The 11,867-nt window shown below is 52.8% G+C and carries 11 protein-coding genes; 5 read left to right on the forward strand and 6 right to left on the reverse strand.

The annotated features are described in order from the left end of the window. Positions 1-315: 315 nt before the first annotated feature. From ACN0R1_RS20430 to ACN0R1_RS20450, 5 genes are all read right to left on the reverse strand, one after another. Positions 316-2,538, reverse strand: coding sequence for a polysaccharide biosynthesis tyrosine autokinase (locus ACN0R1_RS20430; protein WP_417586003.1), 2,223 nt, complete (start codon positions 2,536-2,538; stop codon positions 316-318). Positions 2,539-2,541: 3 nt separating this feature from the next. Continuing rightward, positions 2,542-2,979, reverse strand: a complete 438-nt coding sequence (locus ACN0R1_RS20435; protein ID WP_417586004.1) for a low molecular weight protein-tyrosine-phosphatase — start codon at positions 2,977-2,979, stop codon at positions 2,542-2,544. Beyond that, entirely contained in the window at positions 2,976-4,133 is a 1,158-nt protein-coding gene (locus ACN0R1_RS20440; protein ID WP_417586005.1) for a polysaccharide export protein, read from the reverse strand. Before ACN0R1_RS20440 ends, ACN0R1_RS20435 begins: the two co-directional genes overlap by 4 nt. Positions 4,134-4,458: 325 nt before the next feature. Next, positions 4,459-4,755 (reverse strand): EscU/YscU/HrcU family type III secretion system export apparatus switch protein, encoded by a 297-nt coding sequence (locus ACN0R1_RS20445; RefSeq protein WP_286341961.1) that lies wholly within the window; start codon positions 4,753-4,755, stop codon positions 4,459-4,461. A gap of 3 nt (positions 4,756-4,758) precedes the next feature. Continuing rightward, positions 4,759-6,000 carry a hypothetical protein gene (locus tag ACN0R1_RS20450; protein ID WP_417586006.1) on the reverse strand — a complete coding sequence of 414 codons (1,242 nt, stop codon included), beginning with the start codon at positions 5,998-6,000 and terminating at the stop codon, positions 4,759-4,761. Positions 6,001-6,145: 145 nt separating this feature from the next. On the opposite strand from ACN0R1_RS20450, the gene ACN0R1_RS20455 reads away from it, so the two are divergent. Next, complete coding sequence (locus ACN0R1_RS20455; protein WP_417586007.1) at positions 6,146-6,940, forward strand: VacJ family lipoprotein; 795 nt, start codon at positions 6,146-6,148, stop codon at positions 6,938-6,940. 120 nt (positions 6,941-7,060) lie between these two features. Then, positions 7,061-8,128 carry a response regulator gene (locus ACN0R1_RS20460; RefSeq protein WP_417586008.1) on the forward strand — a complete coding sequence of 356 codons (1,068 nt, stop codon included), beginning with the start codon at positions 7,061-7,063 and terminating at the stop codon, positions 8,126-8,128. A 126-nt stretch (positions 8,129-8,254) separates the two neighbouring features. On the opposite strand, the gene ACN0R1_RS20465 is transcribed toward ACN0R1_RS20460, so the two are convergent. Beyond that, complete coding sequence (locus ACN0R1_RS20465; protein WP_417586009.1) at positions 8,255-8,467, reverse strand: hypothetical protein; 213 nt, start codon at positions 8,465-8,467, stop codon at positions 8,255-8,257. A gap of 79 nt (positions 8,468-8,546) precedes the next feature. Between ACN0R1_RS20465 and ACN0R1_RS20470 the strand changes: the two genes are divergently transcribed. The 3 genes from ACN0R1_RS20470 (at position 8,547) to glmM (ending at position 11,519) form a co-directional block, all read left to right on the forward strand. Next, entirely contained in the window at positions 8,547-8,855 is a 309-nt protein-coding gene (locus ACN0R1_RS20470) for a transposase (protein ID WP_417586010.1), read from the forward strand. A gap of 20 nt (positions 8,856-8,875) precedes the next feature. Continuing rightward, complete coding sequence (locus ACN0R1_RS20475) at positions 8,876-9,676, forward strand: IS3 family transposase (protein ID WP_417586011.1); 801 nt, start codon at positions 8,876-8,878, stop codon at positions 9,674-9,676. 505 nt (positions 9,677-10,181) lie between these two features. Continuing rightward, positions 10,182-11,519, forward strand: coding sequence for a phosphoglucosamine mutase (glmM, locus tag ACN0R1_RS20480; RefSeq protein ID WP_417586012.1), 1,338 nt, complete (start codon positions 10,182-10,184; stop codon positions 11,517-11,519). The last annotated feature ends 348 nt before the right edge of the window (positions 11,520-11,867 follow it).

The raw sequence follows: 11,867 nt of genomic DNA on the forward strand, positions 1-11,867 counted from the left end.
CCAATGGCTTTAATAGACATGATGGACGCTCCTCTCTGAATTATGTGTCGCAACTTAATTCTGGCGCATTTGACGCCGTATCGTAGGGGGGCGTCCATCACATCACTGGATCCCGGCGTGCGCAGGGAAGACGATTGTGCGATGAAGCAGCATAGGTACTCTGAAGCTGTTCCGTGCGTAGCTGCAAGTTCGCTCTTAAGCACTTGGGTACTCAGTACCTGCCCTCTAGCACAGTCAATGCTTGTTGTTCTAATGGTTATAAGATCAAAAAATGCCGGCTATTGCCGGCATTTTCACTTGAAGATACTTTAGAATTTAACTCTTATTGCTGTACTCGTATTGGTAATACCCATACTGCCCATATGCCGATGGCATCTTCTGCAGTTGATTCAGGATGACACCATTGATATGCACCCCATTGGTCTCAAAACGATTTGCAGCAAATTCAAGCTCTTTGGATGTGGTTTCCAGGTGCTTACACACCATCACAGAGGTACCACAATGCTTGCCTACAATAGCTGCATCAGTTACCGCCAAAATTGGAGGTGTATCAATAACCACTACATCGTATTCGCCAGATGCCCACTCCACTAACTCTTGGAATCGCTTATGCATCAAAAGCTCAGAGGGGTTCGGTGGCACCTGACCTCGAGGAATGAAATCCAAGCCTTCAACAGGCGTACTGCGCAACGCAACCTCACGTGTTACCTTACCCGCTAACAAGTCAGAAAGACCGTCATCCCACTTGGCACCGAATATACGCTGCATATAGCCTTTACGCATGTCAGCATCGATGACCAGCACTCGCTGTCCACCTTGCGCTAGCACTGCCGCAAGGTTAGTAGAAACAAAACTCTTACCCAGGCTGGGTGCCGGGCCAGAGATCATCAGCACATTGTTGCTGGCATCCATCATGGCAAAGTGCAAGCTTGTGCGAAGACTGCGCAAAGCTTCAATCGCCAAATCAGCAGGGTTATCCAAAGCCAACAGAGAGTGGGCCCCATTCAAGCGTTGCTCCAACGGAAGTTGCTGTTGAGCCTTTTTAAGCTTGTTTTCACCATCTGATTTGGTCACCGAAGCGTAAACAGAAAGCCCAAGCTCCTCAATCTGCTCTGGGGTTTCAATGCCCTTGTTCCACATGGCAGTAACAAGAACACCGGCTACAGCAATCATTCCGCCAAGCATGGTAGCAAGAACAACAATCAATGGCTTCTTGGGCTTAACCGGAATAGGGTTAACCTCAGCTCGGTCAACAATGCGCACATTTCCTACCGTACCAGCCTTCATGATTTGCAACTCTTGGACTTGGTTGAGCACAGCCAAATAGATTTGCTGATTCACCTCAACATCCCGTCGAAGCCTCAAAGTCTCCTGCATGGTTTCGGGCATAGACTCGACCATCGCTGTCAAAGAGTTTCGTTTATCCAGCAAAGAATCTCTTTGCTCTCGCAGGGCTTTATAGGTGGGGTGCTCCTCGGTATACAAACGTTTGAGCTCTGCTTCCTTAAAGGACAGGTCTGTTAACGAAGCATCAACGGTCACCAGTTGTTTGAGAACGCCTTCAGTTTCCATTGTCAGGTCAATAGACTGGGACTGAAGCTGATACTGATTCAAAGCCTGCTCAGCACTATCCAGGTCGGATTTCACCTGAGGTAGTTGGCTGCTCAAAAACTTTAGGCTCTGCTCTGCCTGAGCCGCCATTCGCTGAACATTTTGCAGGAAATAGAAGTCACCGACTGTGTCCAAGATGGTAATAAGCTTGTCTCGGTTCTCACCGACCAAAGACAGGTTCAGAATACCGGAGTCTTTACCAGCTTCACTGACAGCAAGAGCTTTCTCAAGATTTTGAATTGCCTCAAAGCGAGTCAGCTTTCTTACGGAGAACTCCGTTCCAGGGCGAGCAACCAAATCAGTAACTGCAATGACAAAGTCTGAGCCTGAAGCTCTTTCTCCTACAGTGCCCTGGACCAGGGGTTGATCATCCATAATCAGGCTAAAACGATTGCTGTCTTGCGCAACCAAAGTTAATGCTTCGCCTTCAGCCCAACGAGGAACTTGGAGTTCCGTAACTCGAAGTAACTCCCCTCCCCATGCATAGCTGCTAAACAGGCTTGCACCAGCCACGCCCTCCTCTGAGTGTCGACGCGCAACTGCCTTGCCGATGAAGGGGAAGTATTTCGGCTCCACAACAATATCGAGGCCCAGTTTCTCAACAGCAGCACCCAGAACCCGGCGTGACTTAAGAAGTTCTATCTCCGTTTTAGAGGAACTCTCTGAGGCAAACATGTCACCTAAGTTCTCAAGAGCCGGAATGCCCGCCGCCTTCTTCTCTACCTGAATCATGGAGTCAGCTTGATACTGAGGGGTCAATGACAATGCAACAGCAATACCTATGAGAGCAAATGCAAAGGTAATCGCAATAATCTTCTTCCAGCCAGCAACAAGAATGCCAAACAGCTTGCCCAGATCAATCTCATCGCTGGAGTCAGTCCCTTGCTTAGTTTGCAGGGCAATTCTTTCATTGTTTAACTTAGTCACAAATTACCTACTCAATACCTTTGCCCAACCCGCGGCGCCTTGCTCCATCAAAGAATACACATGCTCAAACGCCGGCCTTTGCTGGCGATAAGGGTCGGGAATCTCACCATTTCCGGCCCACTTATTGAAAAGAAAAGTTTTTCCGCCCGCTTCTGGAGCCAGTTGAATCACGCCTTTGATGTGCTTTTGCTCCATCACCAGAATCAAATCCGCTTCCTGTGCTAACTCTCGGGTCAGTTGTCGTGCCTTATGCTCTTTTCCATCCAGGCCATGTTCATCGGCCAATTCCAAAGCAGTCGCATCCATTGGCTTGTCTACCAATGCACCCAACCCTGCTGAATGTACCTTCTTACTTGGGCAAAGGTTTCTGAGCATGAGCTCACCAGTTGGCGATCGGCAAATGTTACCAATACAAACCACCAAGATATTGTCAAACTTCATCGATTAGGATCCAGCTCATTGTAAGTGTTAGACGTCCAGTACACAGCCTGGATGGTTGGCATCAACTGCTGCACTACACGATTCCATCGGGTCAGCGGAGCGCCGGTCACGTACACCACATCACGAGCCTGCAAAGGAAACTGGTCAGCCAGGACCATTGCCCGAGCATCGCGCAGGTCCATCTGGTAGACACTGGCAATCACGTCATTGTCACTCTTACGCGCCTCTGCCCGAATAACAAATACGCCACTGGCATCTGCACTGCCTTCGTTCAGACCACCCACGTCGGTCAGGGCTTCTGCCAGGCTGATTCCTGCGCGATCAATCTGTACTTTGGCAGGCTCAGCCACTTCACCCAGTACAAATACTTTCTGGTAGTCGTTACGATTGACATGGATAACATCGTTGTGTCGCAGCAACATGTTTTGGCTGATGTCACCACGTTCATAGAGTTCACGCAGCGACACTTGTTGGGTATTCCCTTGGCGAGTCAACACCACATGACTCCAATCAGCCTTATCACTTAGGCCACTGGCCGCATTTACCGCATCCAATAATGTCAAAGGCACATTGGTAATAGCCTGGGTACCGGGCTTGTTTACCTCACCAGTGACATAGATGCGCTGAGAGCGAAATGCCGCCACAGAAACATCTACCTGAGGATTTTCGATGTATTTTCTGAGCCGCTTAGCAATGATATGACGGATTTCGGTGACATTAAGGCCTGACACTTTCACCTTACCCACATAGGGGTAAAAGATAGTGCCATCATTATGCACCCAGTTACCGGCATCCTGAGCACTGCGATAAGAGCCTGCAGGGATGGTCAGTTCTGGATGGTCCCAAACGGTGATGTTAAGCACATCTCCATTGCCCACTACATAATCATAATTCTGAAGCGCTTGATCCAACTGCGGGTTTACCCGTCCTTGAGCCCCTGCTGCTGAAGGTGTCAGCTCTATAATCAACTGAGGGGTAATGGCTTTCACCTCCAGTTGAGTCAGATCGAACTGCTCTCCAGCTTGTTCAGATTCATCAGCAAAAAAGTAATTGCTGCTGGTGTTATCCGAAGAGATATGAGAACCCGGAACGGCACAGCCCCCCAGGGTCGCACTGCACACTACGGCAGCAACTAAACTTTGAATAAATCTCATGCTTTCCCTAATACCTTGCATGAACACGCAATAAGGAGAACACCTATCGGCTTTGTCTATGCCGCTTGGCGTTCTCATATGGCTACACTAGCCCACCAGTGTACCTAGACCAACAAAAATTACAAACCACATACGCCGTCAACTTCAAAAAACTCGTGCTTATTGAAAAAATACGACTATATGTAGAGAAATCAGGTAGAAACGTTAGGCTGTTTCGTTACTTCCCTCAAACAAACGATCGAGCTTAAACAAGGTGTCTTTAATGAATTTAGACACTTACTACCTTACCTCCCCTAAGCGACCTTGTTGCGACGCAGCTTTAACACTACACCTTAAAATCAATCTTGTTGTGGATGTTGGTCCACTGCTCGGGGAACTTTCCTTCCAGCATGTAGGCGTAGGCAATGAGTTCGGCCACCACCACGTAGAGTGCCGGGGGAACCTCCTGGCCCACCTCCAGCTTGGAGAGCACCTCCGCCAATTGTTGATCTTCGTGCACCAGAATGCCGGCTTCCAGGGCGGCCTGCTCAATGTCGTAGGCCTGGGCCCCTTCGCCGCTGGCCACCACCTTGGGGGCGCTTTTCTGATCGTATTGGAGGGCTACCGCCTTCTTATCACTCATCGGTTACCTCCCCATGGCGCCGTAGGTCATCTTACGGGCAGGCTGGGCAATGGAGTCCGGCACCTCGCCCACCTGGCAACGATTAAAGCTGGTGGACAGCCCCTGTTGTGTCAGGCGCACACCCAGGGCTTCGATGCGGTCATCCACCTGATGAGCCAGGGCACGACTGTCACTGACCATCGCCAGCTGCAGTGACTCATCCTGATAGCAAGCCCTCACCAACAGGTGCCCCAGTGACAGCTCAAATCGCAACGTCAGCAACCAGAACTCTCCCTGCTTCTCCTTGTAACGAGCCAGGGCCAACTGCAGCTCTCTTTGCACCCGCTCCTGCTCATAGGGCAGCGCATAGTAGAGGATGAGGTTATCACCGTCCGCCTGGCTGTGTCGGTGAAAGTCAGAGGCGCCGGTCAGCATCTCCGCCGCCTTGCCCCCCAGCAGTGCCTTAAGCTCATCAGGCAAAGCATTCAGGGTAGTGCTGCCCTGCCCCGCCTGTGCAGCCCTTCCCTGCAGCTGATACCACAGCTTCAGCAGCAGCGGCAACGCGGGCCCGCTGGCCAGGGGTGAGGCGCCCATCAGAGCGCGTAACATGGTGGGGTCCGCCAGCCGGGCAAGGGAATTCAGGGTGGTCTGCTCCTGGGTATCACCGATGCGCCGACCCAGTGCCGCCAGTATGGGCGCCAGTTCAGGCCGCGCTCCCAGAAACTCCAGCAATCCGGGGGACAGCGACTGGGTCATCACCGGCGTGGCGCTGGTCGCCTGAGTACTGGTGGCAATGGACAGGTTTTTCACATCACCTGGGCGATAAAGAGCGAGTGAGGGCTTACCCCCCTGGGTCTCCACCCGCCCCAATATCGGGCCAGGTTGCTGACCAGACAGGCCTTCGGCGATGGGCTTTCCGCCCCCCTTGGGGACCAGTTGGCCGCGGCTGTTAATCATCAACTCCATCAACATTGATGAATTTTTAGAAACACCCTGTTCGATATTTTTAAATACACTGGAGTTTGTTAAGTTCTGCACCAGTGTTAAAGTACGAACCTGGTACGCTTGCCGCCCGAAACGCTTGAGTGCCACCATGGCCCCCACAGGCAGATGCGCCTGTGACTCCAGCGACAACATCTGACTGCCCAGCTTCAGATTCAGCAGTCCGCCAGACTGAGACTGAACCGTAGCCAGCAGAGAAGATTGGGTTTGTCCCGATGTCGCGTTCGCCGCCGCCCCCACGGGCGCCGTTGGCATAATGGCCATATACTTAAAACTCCAGAAGGAACTCAGTAGGTTCCTTTTGTGCCCTGCAAGCTAGCGCAGCCCAAGGGTAAAATCGTTCAGGTGCTGTACCCGCAGAGGGAGACAGCCACAGAGTGTGACTGCACCTTAACTAGGATATCGACGATTGAACAACTTTCTTAAACGCAATGGAACCGTTTTGAGACGTTGCCTGCCACTGTGGTTGGCCGCGGTTACTCTGTTCATTGCTCCGGCCCAGGCAGAAGAGCCTGATCAGGATATGGCCGACGTTGAGTATAAAGACCCCCGCGACCCCTTTGAGTCGGTGAACCGCTGGATCTGGGACTTCAACTACAACGTGCTCGACAAACACCTGTACCGGCCGGTGACCTACTTTTACATCGACTGGGTCCCAGTAGGCGCCCAGATTGGGGTGGAGAACTTCGTCAAGAATTTCGATGAACCCTACTCGGTGGTCAACAACCTGTTACAGGGCAAAGTGAAATGGTCTGCCAACGCTGCGGGGCGCTTTGTTATCAACACCACCCTGGGCATTGCCGGTGTGTTTGATGTGGCCTCAGATATGGGGCTGGAGCGCAAGCAGGACGAGTTTGGTGAGGTGCTGGGGTTCTATGGCGTCCCCGATGGCCCCTACCTGATGATTCCGGTGTTTGGTCCCAGCTCTGTGCGGGATGAAGTAGGTGACTACGTGGATGGCCTCTACTTTCCCTATGCCAACTTGAACCTTTGGCAAAAGGCAGCCCACTGGGCGCTGGATGGTCTGTCCACCCGCGCCAAACTGGTGGATCAGGAACCGATCCTGGACAACTCTCTTGACCCTTATGTGTTTGTGAAAGAGGGTTATTATCAGTATATTGCCTACAATCTTTACGATGGCAATCCGCCCATTGAAGAGGACGATGACGAGCTACTGGAAGAGTACCTCGACGAAATCGAGTAAGTCCTGACAACTAGAGAGCTGCAACAGATGCGGCCAGGAAAGCCATCCTTGGGGGCGGACAGCAGACCGCCCTAAACTCATGGGTCGGACACCGCGCCAGCGGTGCCAAGGATAACAACAATGACGTTAAGCTCTGTTAGAGCCCTGCTGGTTGAGGGCGATGCTGCCGTTTCCGGCAGATTGACGGAATACCTGGAATCACTGGGGTTAACCGTAGACCTGGCCGCAACCGCCGGCCAGGCGCTCGGAAAGGTGATTGGCCGTCGGCCGGACATCATCCTGATGGATCTCAATCTGCCCGGCATGGATGGCGTGGGGCTGCTTCGCTCCATGGGTGAAATCGATGAACCACCACCACTGATTCTGATCTCCAGTAAGACGCTGCTGACCACCCAGGTACGCTCCCGCTACCCCTTTATCGTTGCCAGTTTCGAGAAACCTATCCATGATCTGGCCGAGCTGGGCAACACCATCGAAGACGCGGTGACCCCCAAAGAGGATCGTCGGGGCAGCCTCAAGGGGGAACTGTCCGAAATCAACATGGACGTATTCTCCGACCCTGGCGTGGCCATTCTCTCCCAGCAACTGATCTTCCAGGACCCCAAGCTGACCCAGGCCGGTGCCCTCACCCGCTACGGCGTCTACAGCAAAGGACTTATTTCCAAGTGGTTTGTCAGTCATACTCAGCTGACCGACGACACCGTCGCTGGCTTTGTGGCCTATATCCCCGCCGAAGATGAGCAGGTGGCCTTCGTCAGCCTGATGTTGCAAACCTACCTCAATGGCCTGCGCCGCAGGCGTCGCCAGGACCAGCAGATCGCCCTGCACGCCGAGGTGATACTCAATACCCTGGCCCACGAGGTGGCCGCCTCCGGGTTGAAGGCGCCGGTGCAGGTGGGCTTCTACACCTACCAAAGTGTCGAGCGCAAACTCTCCCTGGCTCTGGTGGGCAGTGAGATTAAGGGCTATGTGCGTCAGAACCAGCACCTGACCCCAATCATGTTGCGCTCAGGCCGTTCCCTGCTGGACTCCCCACTGATGTGCGCCGCCGTCACCCGCACCCTCGAGCCTGACAGCCAACTGGTGCTGTTCGGCGGCAACTCCAGCCTGCGTAAACAGCTGCTCAACGATGAGTACCCAGGCTTTCAGGAAGCGCTGATAGAAGGCGGTTACCTGCAGGTGGAGTGATACGGCTTCGTTATCTCGGACAATAGCAGAGACAACACTTGGTAAACCAACAGAGCCCAAAGGTTTCGGGCACAGGAGAGAGGTTATCTCTGTGGCAGGAAAGAAGAACTCTCTCCTGCCGCAGTTTCACTGAGCAATTCCTAAATCGAACCAACGGTCCAATTGACGGATCTTCTTAACCGGAACTCCGGTGCAGCCAGAAATAATACTACAGCGCCTTCCCGATGCTGTGCCACTTTGCTGAAGATGCTTTTGTATTTTCTTGTATGCCGAGTAGATATGATAGGCATAAGAAACACCACCAATCACAGCTAAAAAAAGTAAAATACCAACATTCATACCCCATTCCTTGAGCTGAGTGTAATGACCCAGAGAAGAACTGCACAGGGTATAGTGCTATTCATATCAGGAGTCAGTCATGCAGCACGAACCAGAAGTAAAGCGATGGACCGCCAAGCGAAAGGCGGAGTTGGTCAAGGAGATCATCAAGGGCAAGACCACGGTCAAGGAAGCCGCCCGAAACTATGATCTCACGCCTGCCGAGGTTGAACGCTGGGTAGCTGACGCCATGATGGGCATGGAGAACGCCCTCAAGGCCAACCCCAAGAATGTCAGGGAGCAATACGAGAAGAAGATCGATGATCTTCACGCAGCCTATGGCGAAGCGATGCTTGAGGTTAAGTTCCTAAAAAAGTTGCAGCGCCATCTCGACCAGGACGACGGATAGTCCAGCAAGTCAGGGATGAGATGGCCAAGGAAGGTCACCCGATCACTATAAGCCAAGCGTGTCGTTGGTCAGGGTTGCCCCGCCGCAGCTTTTACTACCGAAGCCATAGGCAGCCGCCTAAGTTGAACGAGGTGCTTGCTCAACGGGTAAAGCGTGTCATTGACGCGCTGCCTTACGCAGGGTATCGAACGGTGGCCTACCTGCTTGGTGAGAACAAGAACACCATCCAGCGTCTGATGAAGCTCAAAGGCTGGCAATGCCGCAAGCGCGCCATTGGCTTTCGGCCAAGGGTGGAAGCGAAACGCTCCGTGGCTGATGCACCGAATAAGCGCTGGTCAACAGATATTGCCCGAGTCTGGTGTGGTGAACAGGATCGCTGGGCCGCTCTGACTTTGGTCATGGATTGCCATACCCGGGAAGTGCTGGGCTGGAGCCTGAGTAAACGGGGCAATGCTAAATCGGCCGTTGCAGCCTTAGAAGATGCCTTGCTGACCCGTTACGGCACGATTGGTAAAGCCACCGCAGGCTTACAGCTACGAAGCGATAATGGCTTGGTGTTCACATCCAAGCTGTATACCGGCATGGCAGACCAATACGGGCTAAAGCAGGAGTTCATCCAACCTCATACACCGCAGCAAAATGGCATGGTGGAGCGGTTAATCCGAACCATCAAAGAACAATGCTTGTGGATGCATAATTTCAGCTCTCTGCCGGAGGCGAGAAACGCCATAGGAAAATGGCTGGAGTTTTACAACAATGAGCGTCCGCACCAGGCGCTCAAGATGAAAACACCGGCTGAGGTGAACGCCTTAGCCGCATAAGTTGTGCAGAAAAGGCTGGGTCATTACATGAGTTACACGACGAAAAACAATTTATTGTCAGCGTCAATTTTCAATCACCAAAAGTAATGTCAAAGCAGCTTAGTGTAAACATGAGCTCCGCCTAATATTTGAGATCTCAGATATACATCACAAATACTTCTAATCAACTAAAACAGCCAGACTTTACAGTTTTTCAAGCAGGTAACCCCGGCGTTAACCAGTGGTTAAAGCACGCACACTCAACTCAAAATTCACTGCGACTTCTTTATAATAAATTTAAAGAACAGACATATTGTCGCCATCTATGATGAAGGGGCACCAGATCTGGAGCCCAACAACTATCAGAAACCCGGCATTTTGGGTATTATCTTGCCCCAGTAACCAGACGGTCGTTCGCTTTAAGCTCAACAATCAGCGAGCCCCGATACAACCGGAAGGATTCAAGTGCGCTACGCCTTTTGGGTAGCGCTCCTATTGAAGGGTAAAACAACAAAGAGTTAATAGTATGTCTCGAAAGTACTTTGGAACCGATGGTGTTCGCGGCCTGGTGGGTAAATACCCCATCACTCCTAAATTTGCTATGAAGCTAGGCTGGGCAGCGGGCAAGGTTTTAGCCAGCAAAGGTAGCAGCCGGGTACTCATTGGCAAAGATACCCGTATCTCCGGCTATATGCTGGAGTCCGCCATGGAAGCGGGGTTCGCAGCAGCAGGTGTGGATGTCGCCTTCCTGGGCCCCATGCCTACCCCTGCAGTCGCCTACCTGACCCGCACTTTCCGCAGCGAAGCCGGAGTTGTCATCAGCGCATCTCACAACCCCTACCATGACAACGGCATTAAGTTCTTCTCCGCCGACGGCACCAAACTGAACGACGAAGTAGAACTCGAAATCGAGTCTTGGCTGGATAAAGAGATGGATTGCGTGGCTTCCGAAGAGCTGGGCAAAGCCAGCCGCATCGGTGACGCTGCTGGTCGCTACATTGAATACTGTAAGGCTTCTTTCAGCCGCGAGTTCAGCCTGAAGGGCCAGCGTATTGTTCTCGACTGTGCCAATGGCGCCACCTACCACGTGGCCCCACCTGTGTTCACCGAACTGGGCGCCGAAGTCATCACCATCTGCAATGAGCCCAATGGCACTAATATCAACGACCAGTGCGGCGCCACTCACCTTGCCGCACTGCGTAAGAAGGTAGTAGAGGTTCGCGCCGATTACGGTATCGCCTTCGACGGCGACGGCGACCGCGTAATGATGGTTAACGCCGATGGCAGCATACTCGACGGCGACGTCATTCTCTACATCCTGGCCAAGCACTGGAAAGAGAAGAACATCGCCTTCGGTGGCGTTGTCGGCACCCTGATGGCCAACATGGGCCTGGAGCTGGCCCTCAACGAGATGAACGTGCCTTTCGCTCGCGCCAAAGTGGGTGACCGCTACGTGGTAGAGATGCTCAAAGAGAAAGGCTGGTCCCTGGGTGGTGAGAATTCCGGCCACATCCTCTCTTTGGAGCATTCCAGCACCGGTGATGGCATCATTGCCGCCCTGCAGGTACTTCAGGTCCTGGCAGAAACCGGCAAGACCCTGAGTGAAGCCTGCGAAGGGATGACCCTGCTGCCTCAGGTTCTGGTTAACGTGAAATTCTCTGGCGAGAGTGCGCCTCTGGAAGCCGAAACCGTTAAGCAGGCTGTAGTTGATGCCGAAACAGCTCTGGCAGGCCGAGGCCGAGTTCTTTTGCGCAAATCCGGCACCGAGCCCCTAATCCGGGTGATGGTGGAAGGCGAAGACCAAGCTCAGGTGCAGCAACTGGCTGACTCCATCGCCGACGTTATTCGGGCGGAAGGCGCCTAAGGCCCCCCAACTGCGTATCGATTCAAAAAGCTCCCCAGTGGGAGCTTTTTTGTTTTCTGCTTCAAGGCTTTGCTTAAAGACACTGGATCCCGGCCTTCGCCGGGAAGACATAGTGCGATGAAGCGGGCTAGGTACTGCGCAGTAACCCACGCACATCGCTGGAGGTTCGTACTGATTAAGTTGAGGCCTCTGCTGCTCCCCCAGCACGGTCACTCCGGCGCACGCGGTCGCCCAGTGGCTTGGCTTGCACTACACCTGGATTCCAAAGACATATATGGACGCCCCTGCAGTTGCAAGACATTGATGAGATCGGTTTGCGGACGTATATCCGGCGTCTGTATTACCTTC

It is taken from the genome of Nitrincola sp., from assembly GCF_048264025.1.
GTDB lineage: Bacteria > Pseudomonadota > Gammaproteobacteria > Pseudomonadales > Balneatricaceae > Nitrincola.

Coding starts and splice junctions, on each gene's coding strand:
- ACN0R1_RS20435 (WP_417586004.1), bottom strand. CDS start 2,979: ATGAAGTTTGACAATATCTTGGTGGTTTGTATTGGTAACATTTGCCGA.
- ACN0R1_RS20440 (WP_417586005.1), bottom strand. CDS start 4,133: ATGAGATTTATTCAAAGTTTAGTTGCTGCCGTAGTGTGCAGTGCGACC.
- ACN0R1_RS20445 (WP_286341961.1), bottom strand. CDS start 4,755: ATGAGTGATAAGAAGGCGGTAGCCCTCCAATACGATCAGAAAAGCGCC.
- ACN0R1_RS20450 (WP_417586006.1), bottom strand. CDS start 6,000: ATGGCCATTATGCCAACGGCGCCCGTGGGGGCGGCGGCGAACGCGACA.
- ACN0R1_RS20460 (WP_417586008.1), top strand. CDS start 7,061: ATGACGTTAAGCTCTGTTAGAGCCCTGCTGGTTGAGGGCGATGCTGCC.
- ACN0R1_RS20465 (WP_417586009.1), bottom strand. CDS start 8,467: ATGAATGTTGGTATTTTACTTTTTTTAGCTGTGATTGGTGGTGTTTCT.
- ACN0R1_RS20470 (WP_417586010.1), top strand. CDS start 8,547: ATGCAGCACGAACCAGAAGTAAAGCGATGGACCGCCAAGCGAAAGGCG.
- ACN0R1_RS20475 (WP_417586011.1), top strand. CDS start 8,876: ATGGCCAAGGAAGGTCACCCGATCACTATAAGCCAAGCGTGTCGTTGG.
- glmM (WP_417586012.1), top strand. CDS start 10,182: ATGTCTCGAAAGTACTTTGGAACCGATGGTGTTCGCGGCCTGGTGGGT.